Annotated in this window: 14 protein-coding genes; 6 read left to right on the plus strand and 8 right to left on the minus strand. The window is 40.7% G+C overall.

Annotation, left to right across the window (positions count from 1 at the left end; translation table 11 throughout):
• Positions 1–62 precede the first annotated feature (62 nt).
• Positions 63–965, plus strand: coding sequence for an IS982 family transposase (locus tag QYZ87_02345; GenBank protein ID MDN4753373.1), 903 nt, complete (start codon positions 63–65; stop codon positions 963–965).
• A 573-nt stretch (positions 966–1,538) separates the two neighbouring features.
• Here the strand turns inward: QYZ87_02345 and QYZ87_02350 are convergent.
• From QYZ87_02350 to mtaB, 8 genes are all read right to left on the minus strand, one after another.
• The gene (locus tag QYZ87_02350) at positions 1,539–3,014 is read right to left on the minus strand and encodes a PH domain-containing protein (GenBank protein ID MDN4753374.1); all 1,476 of its coding nucleotides are present in this window, start codon (positions 3,012–3,014) and stop codon (positions 1,539–1,541) included.
• Positions 3,011–3,556: a PH domain-containing protein gene (locus QYZ87_02355; protein MDN4753375.1), complete on the minus strand. Its 546-nt coding sequence runs from the start codon at positions 3,554–3,556 to the stop codon at positions 3,011–3,013. The genes QYZ87_02350 and QYZ87_02355 overlap by 4 nt, the downstream gene beginning before the upstream one ends.
• A 68-nt stretch (positions 3,557–3,624) precedes the next feature.
• On the minus strand, positions 3,625–6,261 hold the full coding sequence (locus tag QYZ87_02360; GenBank protein ID MDN4753376.1) for a valine--tRNA ligase: 2,637 nt from the start codon (positions 6,259–6,261) through the stop codon (positions 3,625–3,627).
• A gap of 239 nt (positions 6,262–6,500) precedes the next feature.
• Positions 6,501–6,980 carry a Cys-tRNA(Pro) deacylase gene (gene ybaK, locus QYZ87_02365; GenBank protein MDN4753377.1) on the minus strand — a complete coding sequence of 160 codons (480 nt, stop codon included), beginning with the start codon at positions 6,978–6,980 and terminating at the stop codon, positions 6,501–6,503.
• A gap of 75 nt (positions 6,981–7,055) precedes the next feature.
• Positions 7,056–7,883: a hypothetical protein gene (locus tag QYZ87_02370; protein MDN4753378.1), complete on the minus strand. Its 828-nt coding sequence runs from the start codon at positions 7,881–7,883 to the stop codon at positions 7,056–7,058.
• The gene (locus tag QYZ87_02375) at positions 7,884–8,888 is read right to left on the minus strand and encodes a glycosyltransferase family 2 protein (GenBank protein ID MDN4753379.1); all 1,005 of its coding nucleotides are present in this window, start codon (positions 8,886–8,888) and stop codon (positions 7,884–7,886) included.
• A complete protein-coding gene (locus QYZ87_02380; GenBank protein MDN4753380.1) occupies positions 8,885–9,826 on the minus strand; it encodes a lysophospholipid acyltransferase family protein in 942 nt (313 codons plus the stop codon). Before QYZ87_02380 ends, QYZ87_02375 begins: the two co-directional genes overlap by 4 nt.
• Positions 9,823–11,154, minus strand: a complete 1,332-nt coding sequence (mtaB, locus tag QYZ87_02385; protein ID MDN4753381.1) for a tRNA (N(6)-L-threonylcarbamoyladenosine(37)-C(2))-methylthiotransferase MtaB — start codon at positions 11,152–11,154, stop codon at positions 9,823–9,825. The genes QYZ87_02380 and mtaB overlap by 4 nt, the downstream gene beginning before the upstream one ends.
• Before the next feature lie 689 nt (positions 11,155–11,843).
• Here mtaB and QYZ87_02390 point away from each other — a divergent pair.
• The 5 genes from QYZ87_02390 to pstS all read left to right on the plus strand — a co-directional run bounded on the left by QYZ87_02390 (position 11,844) and on the right by pstS (position 17,837).
• A complete protein-coding gene (locus QYZ87_02390; GenBank protein ID MDN4753382.1) occupies positions 11,844–13,934 on the plus strand; it encodes an alpha-L-fucosidase in 2,091 nt (696 codons plus the stop codon).
• A 225-nt stretch (positions 13,935–14,159) separates the two neighbouring features.
• Positions 14,160–14,984 carry a mechanosensitive ion channel gene (locus QYZ87_02395; protein MDN4753383.1) on the plus strand — a complete coding sequence of 275 codons (825 nt, stop codon included), beginning with the start codon at positions 14,160–14,162 and terminating at the stop codon, positions 14,982–14,984.
• Positions 14,985–15,115: 131 nt separating this feature from the next.
• Positions 15,116–15,730, plus strand: coding sequence for a nitroreductase family protein (locus QYZ87_02400; protein MDN4753384.1), 615 nt, complete (start codon positions 15,116–15,118; stop codon positions 15,728–15,730).
• Between the two features lie 153 nt (positions 15,731–15,883).
• Positions 15,884–16,513 (plus strand): DUF4294 domain-containing protein, encoded by a 630-nt coding sequence (locus QYZ87_02405; GenBank protein MDN4753385.1) that lies wholly within the window; start codon positions 15,884–15,886, stop codon positions 16,511–16,513.
• Positions 16,514–16,787: 274 nt separating this feature from the next.
• Positions 16,788–17,837, plus strand: a complete 1,050-nt coding sequence (pstS, locus tag QYZ87_02410; protein ID MDN4753386.1) for a phosphate ABC transporter substrate-binding protein PstS — start codon at positions 16,788–16,790, stop codon at positions 17,835–17,837.
• The last annotated feature ends 38 nt before the right edge of the window (positions 17,838–17,875 follow it).

Raw genomic sequence — 17,875 nt, forward strand, 5'->3', positions numbered from 1 at the left:
GAATTATTTGTATCTTAGTAATTGATTACCAGCTAATTACAAGAAAATAAAACACCACTTTTATGACAACAAATATACTAGAATCATTTTGTATTATCGACGATTTCTCTATTCAGTTTGATCGTGTTGTTGCTGAGAATGCTATAGAACAAGGAGGTAAGAAGAGAAGAAATAGAAAATCACGTCTTTCTGACAGTGAGGTCATGACAATACTCATACTTTTTCATATGTCAAGATATAGAGACCTCAAGTCCTTCTATCTCAAATATGTTCAGGTTCATCTTAAAAGTGAATTTCCTCAAACAGTCTCCTATAATCGTTTTGTGGAACTTCAAACTAAAGTGGGGCTAAAGCTTGTTATGTTTCTCAATATGTGCTGCTTAGGAAAGTGTACAGGTGTTTCTTTTATTGACTCTACTCCTCTAAGATCTTGTCATATCAAACGGGAAAGAACCCATAAGACTATGAAAGGTTGGGCACAGAAAGGTCGCTCCACAATGGGTTGGTTCTATGGCTTTAAACTGCATCTTGTTATCAATGACAAAGGAGAGATTATCACCTATCAGATCACGCCTGGTAATACAGATGACAGAGCTCCACTAAAGGATGACTCTTTCTCTAAGAAACTCTTTGGTAAGCTCATTGCGGATAGAGGATATATCTCAAAGAGTCTATTTGACAAGCTCTTTATTGATGATATACACTTGATTACAAAACTTAAGAAGAATATGAAGAATGCTCTAATGCATATTCATGATAAAATTCTCCTTCGAAAAAGAGCCATCATAGAAACCGTCAATGATCTCTTAAAGAATGTATGCCAAATAGAACATACGAGACATCGCAGTGTCAATAATTTCGTAGTCAATCTGGTTTCAGGATTACTTGCGTACAACTTGATGCCTAAAAAGCCTTCCTTAAATCTTGAAATTATTGATAAAGAGGCTCTTGCTATAGTTTCTTAAATCGAACTCGCGTTACTTTAAAATTACACATACATTATCATTAAATTCACAACACAAATTCCGATGTAAAATATAGAATATTCGTTGAATTTTATTAACCATAAATCCTAAATACACGCTAGGTACTCTTAAACAAGCATAAATCTAGTCTTAATATTTCAAAGTAAGCGATTTTTTTCTAACAAACAAGAAAAAACAGAATATCAAACACAAATATTGTTAAAGAACATAATAAAGTATACATTCAAACAAGAAACGAAACATATACATTGCAATATACATCAAAAACAAATACACCTTAAAACAAATGCTAAATTCCACAACCTCAGCAAGAATATCATAAAATATCATATCACCACTCATAGATTAAATGTGATACAAATTAAGTAATTAAATTTAAATAATATTTCTAGGCTTTAATATAAGAAATGCATTATTTACCTAGAACCAATAGATATAAAGTAACTATCAAGAAGTATATGACATACTTTTAAATCTTCTTATATATACTGGAGATAAGCCTATAAGAGTAAAAAGATTTTTAGCCAAAATGTAACCTATAAACTATATGCGTTATTTGCAAGTGGCCCTGAAGAGCAAATAATCGTAGGCTTTAGCGAGTGTATCTAACCTTAAGGACCTGACAGTGATATCCTCTCCCTTAGACATAATTGTTAGATGTCCTGCACTAAAAGAGATTCCTAATAGGTTTAGCTGGCGTCTCTCAATACGCTCTATTCTATCCATCGGTATCGTGAGTATCTGATTAGCAAAAAAGCCACTATACACGTTGATACAATCATCGAAAATCTCAATTTTACTTTTTCTAAACCTTTTCCAACCCTCAAAGCCAAATATCATGAGCAGAGGAATTAATCCATAAAGTATAGGCTTATAACTGGTTATTGCAATCACCACCACTATCACAAAAAATAAACAGCGGGAAAAGAGGTGCCTCCAAAATAGTCCAAACTGAGAGTGACCTGATAGTACTAAATCGGTTGATCTATGATCATGACCTTCATTCCAGCAATCTAATATCATTTGCGGCTTATCCATTCCAATGATTGCGAGCTCTTCATCTCCCTTTAAGCCAAGTGCATTTGAAGCTTGCTTGAATTTGAAAGTTATTAAGCCTAATTTTCGCTCAAAGTAATTTTTCTTCGTAGAGAGTCCTATAACTTTGTCCCGATGTATGCGTACGGTCTTATGAGTAAAGAGGCCCGCCTCATATTCCAATCTATTTTTATGAAATGTGATTTGCAATCCCCAATACTTCATTAGCATCGCTGCACACAGAACAATCAAGCCTGCAATATAGGCGAAGATAAAAGCCATCAAATAAAATACTATGGACACCCCGATAAACTGTGCTTCTGCATATGAAAGGAGCTTATCCATGATCCAACTATAATCACTGAGCTGAGAAAAGAGATACCAGAAGGCTAATACAATCATCCATAACCCCTTGAGGTGGTTCTGTACCAACGTACCCTTTATGATCTGAATAGGGGACATTCTATAGACAACCTTACTTTTCTCCCTGGATTCCCTCATCTCTATCTGCTTCTGGACTTCCATCATCTCTTCTGGAGAGACTAGGCTAAGCATCATCTGCCAATCTTCTTCACTTAAGATAAACTCCAGCTCTTGACCCTTTTCCGCAATCGTATCAAAGAAGACCCCTATCATATCTACGGCTTGATATATAGGCCCACTCTTAGTTCGAAGGGCATGTATTCTATTTAATGGGATGGTCTTGACTTGCTTGTAAAATAGTCCTGACCGGGTGATAATTTTCCCATCTTTAATCTGAATCGTAGTTGTAAAGTACCTTGAAAGAGGATTGATAAATGAGAGTATCACTAAGCCACAAAGAAAGTAAAGCATTGTTCTCCCCTCTTTGATACCATTTCCAAAAACAAAAGGGATTATCAGGATCCACAAATTCTTCAGAATCTCCCCAAAGGCATTGACCATTATGACTATTAAAGCCTCCCAGCCCATTCGTCTGGGTGTGGAAAAGTCTCTTGGCTCTGTATTCTTCATGAGATTTGTCCCAATAAAAAGTCTTTGAGCTCATGTGCTCGCTCTTTAGTTAGACCTGGGATAGAGAGCCCTTGTCCGCTTTGAGAAGCATCTTCAATCTCCAATCGATAAAGCTTGAATGGACGAGCCAGAAGCCCCTGCTCCACCGATACCTGTTGTATATTATTAAAGGGAACAGTGCGGTATTTACGAAAGAAAAGACCACGTCGCATAGAGATATCCTTACTCCTTATGCCATATCCTCGGTAGTCCAATGCTTTTTTTAATATCAAGAGATTACATAACCACACTACCAATATTAAGCCCGTGGTAGCGAGTATTACCCAAAGAGGAATGGGTTCGTAATTCGGGTTCATTTTCTCTCTAGATTGTATATATACAAAAACTATAATAGGAATAAACATCAGTATATAAACAATAGATGCAGAAAGGAGCATTTGGTAGTAAAACTTAGGATCTAATCGATTGAGCTCCATATCTGTAACCGGAGGCAATCGGTCTATCCCTATTTCAGGGTTGATGTAATCTTCAGGTACTTTCATAGGATTAGTAAAATAAACCGACTTATATAGGCTTGGCTATATAAGTCGGTTTGTAAAATCATAAAATATTATTTCTGGAGCGAAGCTATACGAGTACGAACAGACTCTAACTTCTCTAAAGCATCACTCTCTTTTTTTCGTTCTAGAGCAACGACCTGCTCAGGTGCGTTTGACACAAACTTCTCATTAGATAGCTTACCACGAACACCTTTGAGGAACTTCTCGAGGTGCTCAACCTCAGCATTTAACTTCTTAAGCTCTGCGTCTATATCAATCAATCCAGTAAATGGTACGCCGAAAGAACCTGTCCCGACCATAAAGGTAGCAACCTCGGCACTCTCCTCAATCTTACCAGCATGGAAAGCAGTAATATTGGCCAACTTACCCACGACAGCCTTTACCGAAGGACTTAGCTCCTCACCTGAATTGTAAAGTTCTAATTCTTCTCGTGGCGATACATTACGCTGAGCGCGAAGATTCCTAATTTGGGTAATCACAGCATTAGCTACCTCCATCTCCTTGATGATGCTAATATCCGCTGGTTGTATCTCTTCCAACTGAGCGACCATAATACTTTCTCCATCCTTTCTAGGCTCCAACGCTTGCCACAACTCCTCTGTGATAAATGGCATAAATGGGTGAAGAAGCTTGAGGAGTCTTTCGAAGAAATTATTAGTTGACTTTAATGTTAACGGATCAATTGGCTCCCCATAAGCAGGCTTAATGAGTTCAAGATAAGTCCCAGAGAAATCGTCTCTTATTAACTTATACAGTAACAATATAGCATCACTTATTCTATACTTGCTGAAGAGGTCTTGTAACTCTGCAGACGCATGACGAAGAAGCTGTTCAAACCAGTTTACAGCTGCCACCTGTGCAGCATCTTGCTGAGCTAATTCGCTTACTTCCCATCCCTGAATAAGTCGGAAAGAGTTCCACACCTTATTATTAAAGTTACGGCCTTGCTCTACCAGCGTTTCATCGAAAAGAATATCATTTCCTGCTGAAGCTGCAGTCATCAACCCCATACGAACTCCATCAGCTCCGTACTGAGCAATGAGTTTAAGAGGGTCTGGACTATTTCCTAATGACTTACTCATCTTACGACGTTGCATGTCACGAACAATCCCTGTAAGATAAACATTCTTGAATGGAATTTCCCCTCGGAACTCATAACCAGCAATGATCATTCGTGCGATCCAGAAAAAGAGAATATCGGGTCCAGAGACCAAATCAGCAGTTGGGTAATAGTAATTGAGATCCTTATTGTCCTTATCCATTGGATTACCAAATACTGAGATAGGCCATAGCCATGAAGAGAACCAAGTATCCAAGGTATCAGGATCTTGTCTGAGATCATCTTTGGTCAATTCGGGATTACCTGTTTGCTTCTTGGCCTCCTCTAAGGCAATCTCAATATTCTCGCCGACCACAATCGTACCATCTTCAAGGAAGTAGGCTGGAATTCGGTGTCCCCAATACAATTGACGAGAGATGTTCCAATCCTTGATATTCTCCATCCAATGAGCATAGATACCCTTAAATCGATCAGGAACAAGCTTTATAACATCATCCATAACAGCCTTATAAGCAGGCTTAGCAAGATCTGTCATTTTCAAGAACCACTGCATCGAGAGCTTTGGCTCAATAGGCACATGGGTACGCTCTGATAGACCAACCTTATTGACATAATCCTCAATCTTCTCGATCAAGCCTAAGCTATCCAACTCCTGAACAAAGGTGTTACGAACCTCCATTCGATCATGGCCCTCATACTTACCACCATATGAATTGAGTGTCCCATTGTCATTGAAGATATCGATCTCAGGTAGATTATGCTTCTGTCCGAGCATATAGTCATTTATATCATGGCATGGGGTGACCTTAAGGCAACCTGTACCAAATTCGAGATCCACATATTCATCTAGGATAATCGGCACGCTACGACCAACCCCAGGGACAATAACTCTCTTACCCTTTAGCCATTGATAACGCTGATCTTCTGGGTGAATACATACAGCAGTATCACCAAAGATCGTTTCTGGGCGAGTAGTTGCTACTACGATATACTTATTCTCTTCGCCTTCAACATAATAACGGATATAATAGAGCTTACCCTTCTGCTCTTCATGCAATACCTCTTCATCAGAGATAGCTGTCTGTGCCTTAGGATCCCAGTTAATCATCCGTACTCCACGATAGATCAAGCCCTTCCGATAGAGGTCACAAAAGACATCGATCACCCCTTCCGAACGCTCGTCATCCATAGTGAATGCTAGGCGATCCCAGTCGCAAGACGCACCTACTTTCTTAAGCTGATCTATAATAATACCGCCATGCTCATGGGTCCAATCCCATACATGCTTAAGGAACTCTTCTCTACTAAGATCACTCTTCTTAATTCCCTGCTTAGCCAGACGCTCTACCACCTTAGCTTCAGTAGCAATGGAGGCGTGGTCAGTCCCTGGCACCCAGCAAGCATTGTAGCCAGTCATTCTTGCTCGACGGACCAAAATATCTTGAATGGTGTTATTAAGCATATGCCCCATATGCAGAATACCTGTGACATTTGGTGGGGGCATAATAACTGTATAGGGTTTCCTATTATCGGGTGATGACGCAAATAGCTTATGCTCTTGCCAATAAGCATACCACTTGTCTTCAACATCAGCTGGGTTATACTTAGCACTTAATTCCTTACTCATATATATTTATATTGTCTATTGTATTTTATTCATTTGTGATGCAAAGATAAGACATTTCCTACAAATCCCCTATGATAGCATATTCTTAATAATAGAAGTGTCACACATACTCCTAAGCTAGGTATTATGTAATTTACCTTTTCGAATAACTCACAGCTCACGAACTCTAGGCATTTATTGCTTTCGCTGCAAACATCCTTATTCAGAGATCAGATGATGAAGCTCCTTCGCACTTTTCGTTAGCATAAATCGCCTACTACGGACTCGGTATAAGCTATCAGATCATCAGGAGAAATGCATAGTTGAAGCCCACGCACACCAGCACTCACGTATAATTGGTCATATAGCGTAGCACTCTCATCAATATAGGTAGGATAGCTCTTCTTCATACCAATCGGGGAGCAACCTCCACGTATATAGCCAGTAAGTGGTAGCAGTTCTTTCTGATGAATCATCTCCACACTCTTATTACCAGATAGTTGTGCTGCCTTTTTCAGATCTACTTCCGCATCCCCAGGGATGACACAGACGAGGAGCCCAGTCTTATTGCCACGCAATACAAGCGTCTTAAAGACCTGCTCCACATTTTCCCCTAATTGTTCCGCCACATGTGCCGCAGAGAGATCGTTCTCATCCACCTCATACGGCACCAGTTCATAGCTAATATTTGCTGCATCCATTAGACGAGCTACGTTCGTCTTAGTGCTCTTCTTTGCCATTGCTTACATTATTATCTTTATTGTACAGATGGTAGCTATCTTTACTAAAAAATATGAGTCGATGTAAGAAAGACTCTATCTCTCCTGTAGGCGTATCTCATGCCTACGTAATCTAGTATCCATATCCAGCATTTGCTGCAGGATGTTATAATACTGATAAGAACCCGTAATGGCCTCCCTTGCCACACTATTTAGACTAAAGGATGGACCTTCATGCCCATCTTCTTTGTAGAAAATCACCCTTAGCTGTTCATGCTCAGGTGCCATAGCAATAAAGGAGGCTAATCGTTCAGCTGCTTCTGGAGAAAAGGTAAGGCGTTCATAATAACGACTCAAATATTCATACCTATAATTTAAGCCACCATCATAAGCTATCGTATCACTTGCTACGAAAGTCTCCCCTTTCGAATCATAGATCTTGATATAACTGCTTTTGATAGGATGAGTTGCAGAAAGTCCAGCCACTAGTTTTAGCTCACCCTTATGACTAAGGTAACAATCCAAAAAAGGGCTTGAAGGATTCGTGGAGGGATCATATCCCTTGAATCTTAGAACGTTCTCATCTGGCATATCTGGAGCTTCGATGAGAGTAAAATGGTGATAAAGACTATCTGCAATAGCCTCCATACGTTGTAACTCAGGGACCATCAAGATGGAGTCTCTTCGACCTTGCAGGATCCTAACATCTTTTGATAGTTCAAAAGCTGCTCTCCTTACCTTCACCACATCGGGATAAGTTTTTTGGAGACTATCCAGAAGTATAAGAGCCTCCTCGTACTCCTCTTGTTGCACCAACTCTTCAGCCTCAGCCTGCAATTGCTCGGCAGCTTTCTTGTGCTTATTCTCACATGAAATGAGCATTAAGCACATCACAATGGTCATAAATACTTTCGTCCTCATCATTTATTGTTTCAAGTGACTATATCTTTTTTCTTTTTTTATATGATAACGCCATAATAAGACCTTCGGATATAGTACCTGATAGCCTTTAAGACGATCTATCCCACGAGTACGCCTACTCGGCCTCATCCAAAAAGCCCACCAGGCCTTATATACAGCCAACGCATCCCCTCGCTTACCTTTGACTAAAAAAACTAATGCCGCCAAACGATCCAAAAAAAAGCGACGGACCATGGTCCATGCTAATACTTTCTTAGGTAGTAGCTTATGTAACATCAGCAGGTTATTCCTGAAGTTAAGAAAGGTTTTTCTAGGATCCTCCATATCTAGAGAGGCTCCACCGTAATGAAAAACTACACTCTCCGGCACTACGTATAATTGATGCCCCTCACAGTTCCAACGCCAGCAAAGATCTATCTCCTCCTGATGTGCAAAAAAATGTTCATCCAGCCCACCTTGATTGACATAAGCTTCACGGCGGACTAACATTGCTGCTCCAGAAGTCCAAAAAATACGTTTTGGTTCCGAACCATACTGCCCATCTGACTCCTCTAACGTGTCAAAGATACGACCTCTACAGAAAGGGTATCCCAGACGATCCATATAGCCTCCTTCAGCTCCTGCATACTCATACTTAGAGGGATCTCGATCCCATAAAATCTTTGGCTGTACGGCCACCACTTCAGGATGGTCTGTCATGAACTGAACCAAGGGTTCGAGCCAATTAGGAGATACTCGGACATCGCTATTGAGTAATAAGATATAGGGGTAATCCAACTGATCTATTGCTCTATTGTACCCGCCAGCAAAGCCATAGTTGTCAAGTAGAGGAAGAACCCTTACCCCTTCTATGCTATTTAAGTATTGTATCGAATTATCAGTACTCCCATTATCAGCGATAATAATATCAGCGATACTACTAGGGGTATTGTAGATAACAGAGGGGAGATACTGCCTTAGTAACTCAGACCCATTCCAATTCAAGATAACAACGGCAACTTTCTTCACGACTCTAATATTGAAATCTTCCTCTCCGGAAAGTGATTCTGTACATCCTCTATTGAATAACGCCATCTCCGATGTGACCAAAGCCAATACTCTGGTGCTCTACGAATGGTCTCCTCCAGTCGTTTCATAAAATCTTGTGCTAACTCTCCCTCCCCATACTCTGAAGCATCCATCGTCATCAATTCTATTCTTACGCGATATTGTCCACGTTTGGGTTTCTTAATCTCCACATATACTACAGGACTCCCCGCTATCTGAGCTAAACGCTCCATCCCGGTATAGACGGCCGTCTTTTGTCCAAAAAAATCTATGAAGACGTGTGTGTTATTAATTCCTGGTGATTGGTCCGCAACGAAGACATAAGTTCGAGGGACGTCATCATGTCTTCGACTTAGGATAACCCTAGGAGCGGCATACTTTTCTAATAGCTCGGCACCAAACTTACTCCTTGCCCTCTGCATCAGGTAGTTCCAAACTCCATGCTGTTTGTGATACAGGACGTTCAACTCCGTATCGGGCAGAAATTTTTGCAATGCTGTAAACCATTCCCAATCACCATAATGACCCAAAAACATATAAATACTATTATGTCCTTCATTATGTAACTGACCAAAGATTTCGCCATTCTCTAGCACCACATGACGCCTAAGCCTCCTTTCGGTAAATCCACATAGCATGATGATCTCTACTGCCAAGTCACAGAGATTGACATACACTTTATGCTCTAATGACTTTAGCTCCTTGTGACTCTTCTCTGGAAAAGAGTTCCTCAAATTCTTTCGGATAACCTCCTTACGATACCCCACAATATATTGGAGGGGGTAGGATAGCAAATCAGCCCATAAATAGTGCCACCATGATGGGAGTTTACCAATGACACCGAAAAAATGATATAATATTCTACCAGCTAAGGGTGCCTTCTTATCACTTTCACTCATAACAATTCACCATTTACGACCTCTACTTCATCATCCGCTAAGTCACACAGCTTTACATTACGCACCTCTCCCTGCAAGATCGGATCATATGGGACACGAACACGCACATAATTTTCTGTAAATCCGTATAGCCATGGTCCCCCATCGGCATGCTCTAGTAAGAGCTTATGGGTAGAGCCTAATTGACTGACATTAAAAGCTCTATGCTTTTCTTCACTAAGCTCTATTAATCGCTGACTACGGCGGTGCTTCTCTTGTGGGCTAACCACATAGTCTATCTCCAAGGCATCTGTACCTGGTCGTTCACTATAGCTAAAAACATGTAACTTAGTCACAGGTAACCCCTCAATAAATTGGTAGCTGTCTTCGAAATATTCAGGACGCTCTCCTCGGGTCCCGACAATCACATCAACACCAATAAAAGCGTGAGGCATAACATCCTTGATCAACTGTACCTTATGGGCAAATACTTCCCTTTTGTATCTCCGACGCATTAACCTCAATACATCATCTGAGCCACTCTGTAATGGAATGTGAAAATGCGGTGCAAACCGCTCTGAATCAGCCACAAATCGGATAATTTCATCCGTGATAAGGTTGGGCTCAATACTTGAGATCCTAAATCGTTCTATCCCAGCCACTTTATCCAGTGCTTGTATCAGCTCCAGGAAGGTCTCTCCTGTCGATTTACCAAAGTCCCCGACATTAACACCTGTGAGCACGATCTCCTTACCTCCTATGCTCGCTACCTTTTCGGCTTCGGTCACAAGCTCCGAAATAAGTCCATTACGACTCTTTCCTCTAGCCTTAGGGATAGTGCAATAACTACAGTGATAGTCGCAGCCATCTTGAACTTTGAGAAAATGTCTTGTCCTCCCCTCACTCGAAACGGAGTGAGAAAAAGTATCAATATCCTCCACAGCGGTGTGAAGCACATGCACTCTATCTTGATTAGAGTCACTGCTCTCCAACTGCTCTAAAAACTTGATTAGATCGCCTTTCTCATTAGCACCTAATACTAAATCAACACCCTCCAGCTCCGCCACGACCTCTGGCTGGAGCTGTGCATAACAACCTGTAACTATAATCTTAGCATTAGGATGCTCGCGGTGCAGCTTACGAATCACTTGTCGACTCTTCTTATCTGCTAGCTCTGTCACCGAACAAGTATTAACCAGACAGAAATCTGCCTCTTCACCATCAGCGACAGCACGCATGCCTCGCTCCAATAGAGTCCTACCAAGATGGCTCGTCTCAGCAAAATTAAGCTTACACCCGAGCGTCAAAAAAGCCACCTTCTTATCCTGAAATATATTTGTATCAATCATTCTCTGAACATCTTATAGAGTACAAATATAGCCAAATTTCTACCCACTGAACACCCATCTTTCTCTCCTTCTAAGTGTATCGGACGGAAGAAAGTTGTGAACGTTTGATTATCTTCGTGATACAATTAAGAAAAATACTATGCCTAGAGATTGATGATCGGGCTTATATATTATCCTACTCTCCACGCTTATTTGACTATTAGTGCATTAGGTTGGATAGACATAGGCTCTTCTTATGCCATCCATACGGATCTAGACCTAAGATGACGAAATGAAAGATACCCACCCATGAAATGGCCCTAAAATGGGTCTATTCTCTTCCTATAGGAAACGTTTCTTCTTCTCATAGAGAAGATAATTTTTTCCTATGAGAAACGTTTCTCCTTCATATAACCAAAATTCAGCCCACGCAAGACACCTCAAAAGGACACTCTTAGTCACATTTTAAAACATTCAGCATCACACTCTATTTCACTGACTTACCTAAGCATATCATCTGCATCTTGATGAATCTTCAAACTATTCAATAGTAACAGCTTACGAATCGTAACCACACCCCTATTTGATTCACCACTAATCTAAAGAAAGTACACTCCACTCATGCTACAGCTAGCAATTCTTTTTCTCCAAAATAGGCTATATTTGTGCTTTATTACCTGATGTAACAATAGATATACTATTTCAAAGCTATGAGACGAACCATCGTAATTATACTCATCTCTCTAATTTCCACCCTAATAGGCTATGGAAAACCGACACAGAAATGGCTGGATCAAAAATACTCTATGTTCATCCACTTTGGGCTATATTCTCAATACGGCGGTGTCTATCAAGGGGAACCCGTCAAGTGGGGATATAGCGAACAGATACAATCATTTGCCGGCATTTTTAGCGACTGGTATGCAGCGAGTGCGGAAGATTTTAATCCTGAAGAATGGGATCCTGATAGCATCGTAGCACTGGCAAAAGAGGCTGGTATGAAGTCCATCGTCTTTACCTCGAAGCATCATGATGGTTTTTGTATGTACCACTCTCAGTTCACATCCTTCAATATCGTAGATGCTACACCGTATGGGAGAGATTTGATGAAGGAGCTTGCGGATGCTTGCCATAGAGGTGGGATTGACTTTGGGATATATTACTCATTGATAGACTGGCACTTTCCACAGGCCTACCCTATCTCAAGCCACAATGCAGACCCTCTGACTCCAGAGCACTTTGAGTATAACATGAATCAGGTAAGAGAAATCATGACTAACTATGGCACTATCTCTGAGATTTGGTTCGATATGGGATGCTTGACTCCTGAGCAGAGCAAGAAGTTGTACCACTTAGTGAATGCCCTTCAGCCGGAGTGTATGATTAGTGGTCGCTTGGGTAATGACTATGTGGACTTTAGTGTCATGGCGGATAATGAATATCCAGACTACAAGCTAGGGGTGCCATGGCAGACGGCCGCATCCATGTTTGATGAGACCTGGGGGTATCGTTCATGGCAAGAGCGGGGCTCTGTATCCGATAAGATTAATGAGAAAATAAAGAGCATAATAAAGGTGGTCAGTCGGGGTGGAAACTACCTGCTCAATATCGGTCCAAGGGGTGACGGTTCGGTTGTGGAATTTGAACGAGATGTACTACTAGGGATTGGTCAGTGGATTGGTCGCAATAAGGAAGCGATATACGGGACAAGAGCCAATCCATTTCATCAGTTTTTCGGCTGGGGTGATGTCACAGCGACGGATGACGCTCTATACCTTTTTATTGAAGAGCCCACTATTAAGGAGGAATTATCCTTATGTGGATTTGATGGGGTTGTCAGAGAAGTGGTGCGGCTAGAGGATGGTCAGCCATGTCACTTCGTGGAATCAGAAGGGGGTATCATAATCATTTGTGATGGTCTAAATCAGCAGCATGCGACTCCGTTCGTAATAAAGGTAAGCTTTGAAAATGGCTATACCGTACGTCCAGAACACATCCTTCAAGGCGGTGAACTATCCCACCTGAATGCGATTCACACCTTTGGGCACTCTAGTCAAGATTATTATGGAGGATATAAAAGTTTGATTGGATACGACTGGTACTTTTCAAGCTCCGAAAGCAGTATTACGCCTACAGTTTACTACGCTGAGAGCGACACAGACAAAACCATCAGCATCAACATAGATGGCACAGAGCAGATCGTTCAGCTCACTGGCAGTATATACGAACATAAGGAATTAGATAGTCAAAAGGTAAAATGGGGCAGGCTCTATACTAAAAGAGGAAGAGGTGTATTTGGGTACCTCCCTGAAGACGGCACTAGAATTTCGCCCGAAACTCTGAATCAGGAGTGGGAGCAGGTAGAGCACTTCCGATATGGTGAGGAGCATCAGAAACGACTGAGACCGAGGGGGAGCATCCTCTTTCTGCAGGAAATAAAATCATCGGAAGATCAAACCATCGCAGTGAAGCTAGGTTGTGGAAATGCTATGTATATAACACTTAATGGAGAATACATAACAGCCCATTTCTCTCCGGACAGAATCTCATACCAAGAAGAGCTACTCCTCCTTCCACTAAAAGCAGGAAACAACCAATTAATAGTGAAGTACTTTAATCGCTTTGAGAATAACCTTAAGTACAGCATTACACCTATGAAGAGCTGGGATATCTATGCCCAGCCATTAAAGACTATTCCGCTTAAGGATAGTGACGAGAGCCACAGGATATCCCTTAGACTTGCATATCCGAGCTCTAAGGTATCGCCCCTAAGACTCAGTAATCTTTCTATCAAACTTTGAGGAGGACTATAAGAAATAAGGATGAGTAACAGCTATCGAACTAACTATTAGTGAGTTACAGTAGATAACCAAGAGCTATATGTGATAATAGGAGAAGAATCTGTACATTTGTACAGACTCATTACACTTATAGCTATTATGTGATACTTACGAAGAAAGTTATCCTATAGCGTTTGGGTGCAATCAGTCGTGAACCCTTCAATTTACATTATTCAGAAAGAGTTAATGGACGACTTTTTAGATACAATAATCCTGAATGTCCTCGGTTATCAACTTAATGTTAGGACACTCATATACTTGATTATTTTCTGCCTTGCGACCTATGGGGTGCTACGGCTCGTCAAGTATATGATATACAAATCCAATAAACTAAGTACTGGAGAGAAGTTCTCCGTCAATAAGCTATCACGCTACGTCATCGCAGTTATTGCTTTTCTGAGTATTCTTAAGATCCTCGGCATAGACATTACAGTGCTCTTAGCTGGTTCGGCTGCTCTATTAGTTGGTATTGGATTTGGACTCCAGAATGTATTTAGCGACTTCATCTCTGGTCTGATCCTTCTTTTTGAAGGAGCTTTGAGGGTAGATGATGTAATAGAGGTTAATGGCCTCATTTATAAGTTGGAAGAGATTCGTTTTAGAACCACCACAGTACTTGGACGAAACGAGAACCACGTGATCCTACCCAACTCGCAACTGACAAATAATAGTGTCATCAATTGGTCATACAGAGGGAAACCCTCACGCTTCAAAATTGATGTAGGGGTGGATTATGATACTGATGTCGATGAACTGATGACACTCTTGACGGATGTGACCAAAGCTGAGCCCCGTGTACTGAAGAACCCTGAGCCATTCGTACGTTTTGAGGATTACGAGGATTCGGCCCTCAAGTTCGGCGTCTATTTTTATACCTATGAAATATTCAAAGCTGAGCAGATTAAGAGCCAGCTGAGGATTGAGATATTCAAAGAATTGAAGAAGCATGATATTAATATCCCTTTCCCTCAAAGGGTTATCAGATATCACAATGATGAGATAGAGCATTAACCATTCAAGGCACGACCTTATATAATTATATATCTCTCAACATTTTCGACATATTGCTTGTTATTATTATGAAATGAAAATATTTTTCTAGACAAATAATGATTTTATAATAATATTAATGCAATAGTTTTATGAACGATAGGTTAAAAGCGGCAAAAGAGATTTTAGAGAAGCGTCACAGTGAGTATGCTTTATCGCCAGAATGGGTAACATCAGAGAAAGAGGTAGAAGAACTACTGGGCGATGTCCTTCAGCTAGTTCCTAGCCACTTCAATAGCCAGCCTGTGAGGATGGTGTTATTGAAGGGAGAGGCTCACAAGGCACATTGGAACCTGATAGAGGAAATCCTGATTAGCAAAATAGGTAAGGAAGCATACGATAAGAATACCCGTGCAAAAATCGAGGGAGCATTCCTAAGTGGTGCAGGTACCGTTGTATTCTTTGATGACACGACTGTAACTAAAAATATGATCGAACAATTCCCGACCTATGCTCATAACTTTCCACTATGGGCTCAGCAAGTACAGGGTTCTCATCAATTGATGGTATGGCTTGGACTGACTGAGCTTGGATATGGTGCTAGCCTCCAACACTATACCGGAATGGATGATGATAAGATTAGGGAGCAACTAGGAGTTCCTAAGGAATGGGCTTTTATCGCACATATGCCTTTCGGCAAGGTGCTTAATCCAGCTGGTAAGAAAGAGAAAAAGCCATTGAGCGAGACTCTTAGGATCAAAGAGTGATAGTTTGGCATAATTACCACATTTTGATGTTCATTCACAGTAAGTTTTGTGTAATGGTTAAAGTAGCATAAGAGTTAGTCAATTTCCATATTAGGAAAATAGAATAACGTATATTTGTAGCGGTTTGGTAATCCAAATCGCTACTTTTTTATTATGCTAAAGAATGTACGTCATATAATATTAATAACCATCTTGCTAATGCTAGCACCTCAAGTTGTTGGTGCTCAAATTCAAGATATTAATAAGCTTCCTCCGGAGAAAGCCAAAGGCTTTTTGGTACCCGCATGTATCGAAGCTAATGGGGATACTATTCCTTACCTTACTCTACCCACACTTTATGTATTCAGAAATCTAAATTTCAGTAATCAGGAAGCGAGGATGGCGTACAAGAGGATGGTACGTGATGTCAAGCGGACTCTACCTTTTGCAAAGTTGGTCTCAAACACTTTGATTGAAACCTATGAATACATGGAGACCCTCCCTAATGATAAAGCCAGACATCGACATCTTAAGAAAATGGAGAAGGAGCTTTATCAAGAATACAAACCAGAGCTCAAAAAGTTAACTCTAAGGCAGGGAAAACTATTACTAAAGCTAATCACTAGGGAGTGTGGTACGGATAGCTACCATCTGATAGATTCATTTCTCGGGGGCTTTTCAGCCACGTTTTGGGATGGGTTCGCTAGGATCATTGGTGCCTCACTTAAGGCTGATTATAATCCTGATGGAGAAGATGCTTTGATAGAGAGGGTCTGTATAGAAGTGGAACAGGGATACGTATAAGGGACACCGATAAATAATCACTTACAAGGTTATAAAAGAGACAGCTTTATTCTAAATGAATAGAGCTGTCTCTTTTTTTTGAATCAATTGCTCAAGAGTAGTCTATATCATGGGATGCTAAGCGTGTCACTGGAGCCTCGCAACACCATTGTAACTTCAATGTAACGATTGCTTAAATAGTAATTCATACATTTGCGATGAGAAAATATTAAAAATAAAAGGGTATATTTATTGTGAATCAATTACACAATATTATAATCAAACGAGAAAAATTATGAATGTAAAAAAAACATTAGCTATATGGGCATTTGTCCTACCAGCACTTCTAGCTTCATGTGGAGGTAAATCAAACATCTCATTAAGCGGTACGGGTGCTACTTTCCCTGCACCATTTTACAATGATGTGACAAAACAGTATGGGGAATCACACGGCATACGTGTAAGTTATGGCGGTACTGGTAGTGGTGCTGGTATTCGTAACTTGCAGGATATGACAGTAGAGTTTGGAGGTACGGATATTTATCTATCAGAAAAAGAATTAGCTGCTATGCCTGGAGAAGTATTACATATCCCTACATGTATTGGTGGCATCGTTATGTCTTATAACATTGAGGGGATTACAGAGCTTAACCTAACGCCAGAATTGATTACAAAAATCTATCTTGGAGAAATCACCAATTGGAATGACCCTCTCATTGCTGCCGTCAATGAAGGGACTAAGTTTCCTGACCAAGAGATAACTGTTGTGTATAGAAGCGAAGGAAGCGGGTCTACAGCAGTATTTACAGGCTTCATGAGTTCGGTAAATGCAGAATGGGAAAAAGCTATTGGCAAAGGTAAGTCAGTTAACTTCCCTATGGGTATTGCCGCTAAGGGTAATCCAGGGGTAGCTGGAATCATCTCTGAAACGAATGGTGCTATTGGCTACATCGGTTCGGAATATTCACTCGCTCTCCAAATACCTTCGGCAAGGATTCAAAATAGAGCTGGTAAGTTCATCGAAGCAAATATGGAAAGCATATCACTTAGTGGTAATATTGAGAATATGCCAAACGACACTAGGATGATCATCTCCAACTCAGACAATGAGCGAGCTTACCCTATCAGTACATTTACATGGCTCATAGTATATAAGGAACAAGCATACAATGGTAGGACATTAGAGCAAGCACAGACACTTCAAGATTTTCTACTATACGTAATTGGCAAGGAGGGAGCCGAGAGTGCCTCTAAGACACACTTCGCACCACTTCCAGAAATCGCACGTGCTAAAGCTGAGGCTGTAGTAAAAAGCATGACTTACGAAGGTAAGCCTTTAAGATAATATAGATATAATTTATAGGGGATTTAGAATGAGATCAC

This window comes from Porphyromonadaceae bacterium W3.11 (assembly GCA_030434245.1).
Classification (GTDB): domain Bacteria; phylum Bacteroidota; class Bacteroidia; order Bacteroidales; family Porphyromonadaceae; genus Porphyromonas_A.

Coding starts and splice junctions, on each gene's coding strand:
- QYZ87_02390 (MDN4753382.1), top strand. CDS start 11,844: ATGAGACGAACCATCGTAATTATACTCATCTCTCTAATTTCCACCCTA.
- QYZ87_02370 (MDN4753378.1), bottom strand. CDS start 7,883: ATGATGAGGACGAAAGTATTTATGACCATTGTGATGTGCTTAATGCTC.
- pstS (MDN4753386.1), top strand. CDS start 16,788: ATGAATGTAAAAAAAACATTAGCTATATGGGCATTTGTCCTACCAGCA.
- QYZ87_02355 (MDN4753375.1), bottom strand. CDS start 3,556: ATGAAAGTACCTGAAGATTACATCAACCCTGAAATAGGGATAGACCGA.
- QYZ87_02405 (MDN4753385.1), top strand. CDS start 15,884: ATGCTAAAGAATGTACGTCATATAATATTAATAACCATCTTGCTAATG.
- mtaB (MDN4753381.1), bottom strand. CDS start 11,154: ATGATTGATACAAATATATTTCAGGATAAGAAGGTGGCTTTTTTGACG.
- QYZ87_02345 (MDN4753373.1), top strand. CDS start 63: ATGACAACAAATATACTAGAATCATTTTGTATTATCGACGATTTCTCT.
- QYZ87_02360 (MDN4753376.1), bottom strand. CDS start 6,261: ATGAGTAAGGAATTAAGTGCTAAGTATAACCCAGCTGATGTTGAAGAC.
- QYZ87_02350 (MDN4753374.1), bottom strand. CDS start 3,014: ATGAAGAATACAGAGCCAAGAGACTTTTCCACACCCAGACGAATGGGC.
- QYZ87_02395 (MDN4753383.1), top strand. CDS start 14,160: ATGGACGACTTTTTAGATACAATAATCCTGAATGTCCTCGGTTATCAA.
- ybaK (MDN4753377.1), bottom strand. CDS start 6,980: ATGGCAAAGAAGAGCACTAAGACGAACGTAGCTCGTCTAATGGATGCA.
- QYZ87_02400 (MDN4753384.1), top strand. CDS start 15,116: ATGAACGATAGGTTAAAAGCGGCAAAAGAGATTTTAGAGAAGCGTCAC.
- QYZ87_02380 (MDN4753380.1), bottom strand. CDS start 9,826: ATGAGTGAAAGTGATAAGAAGGCACCCTTAGCTGGTAGAATATTATAT.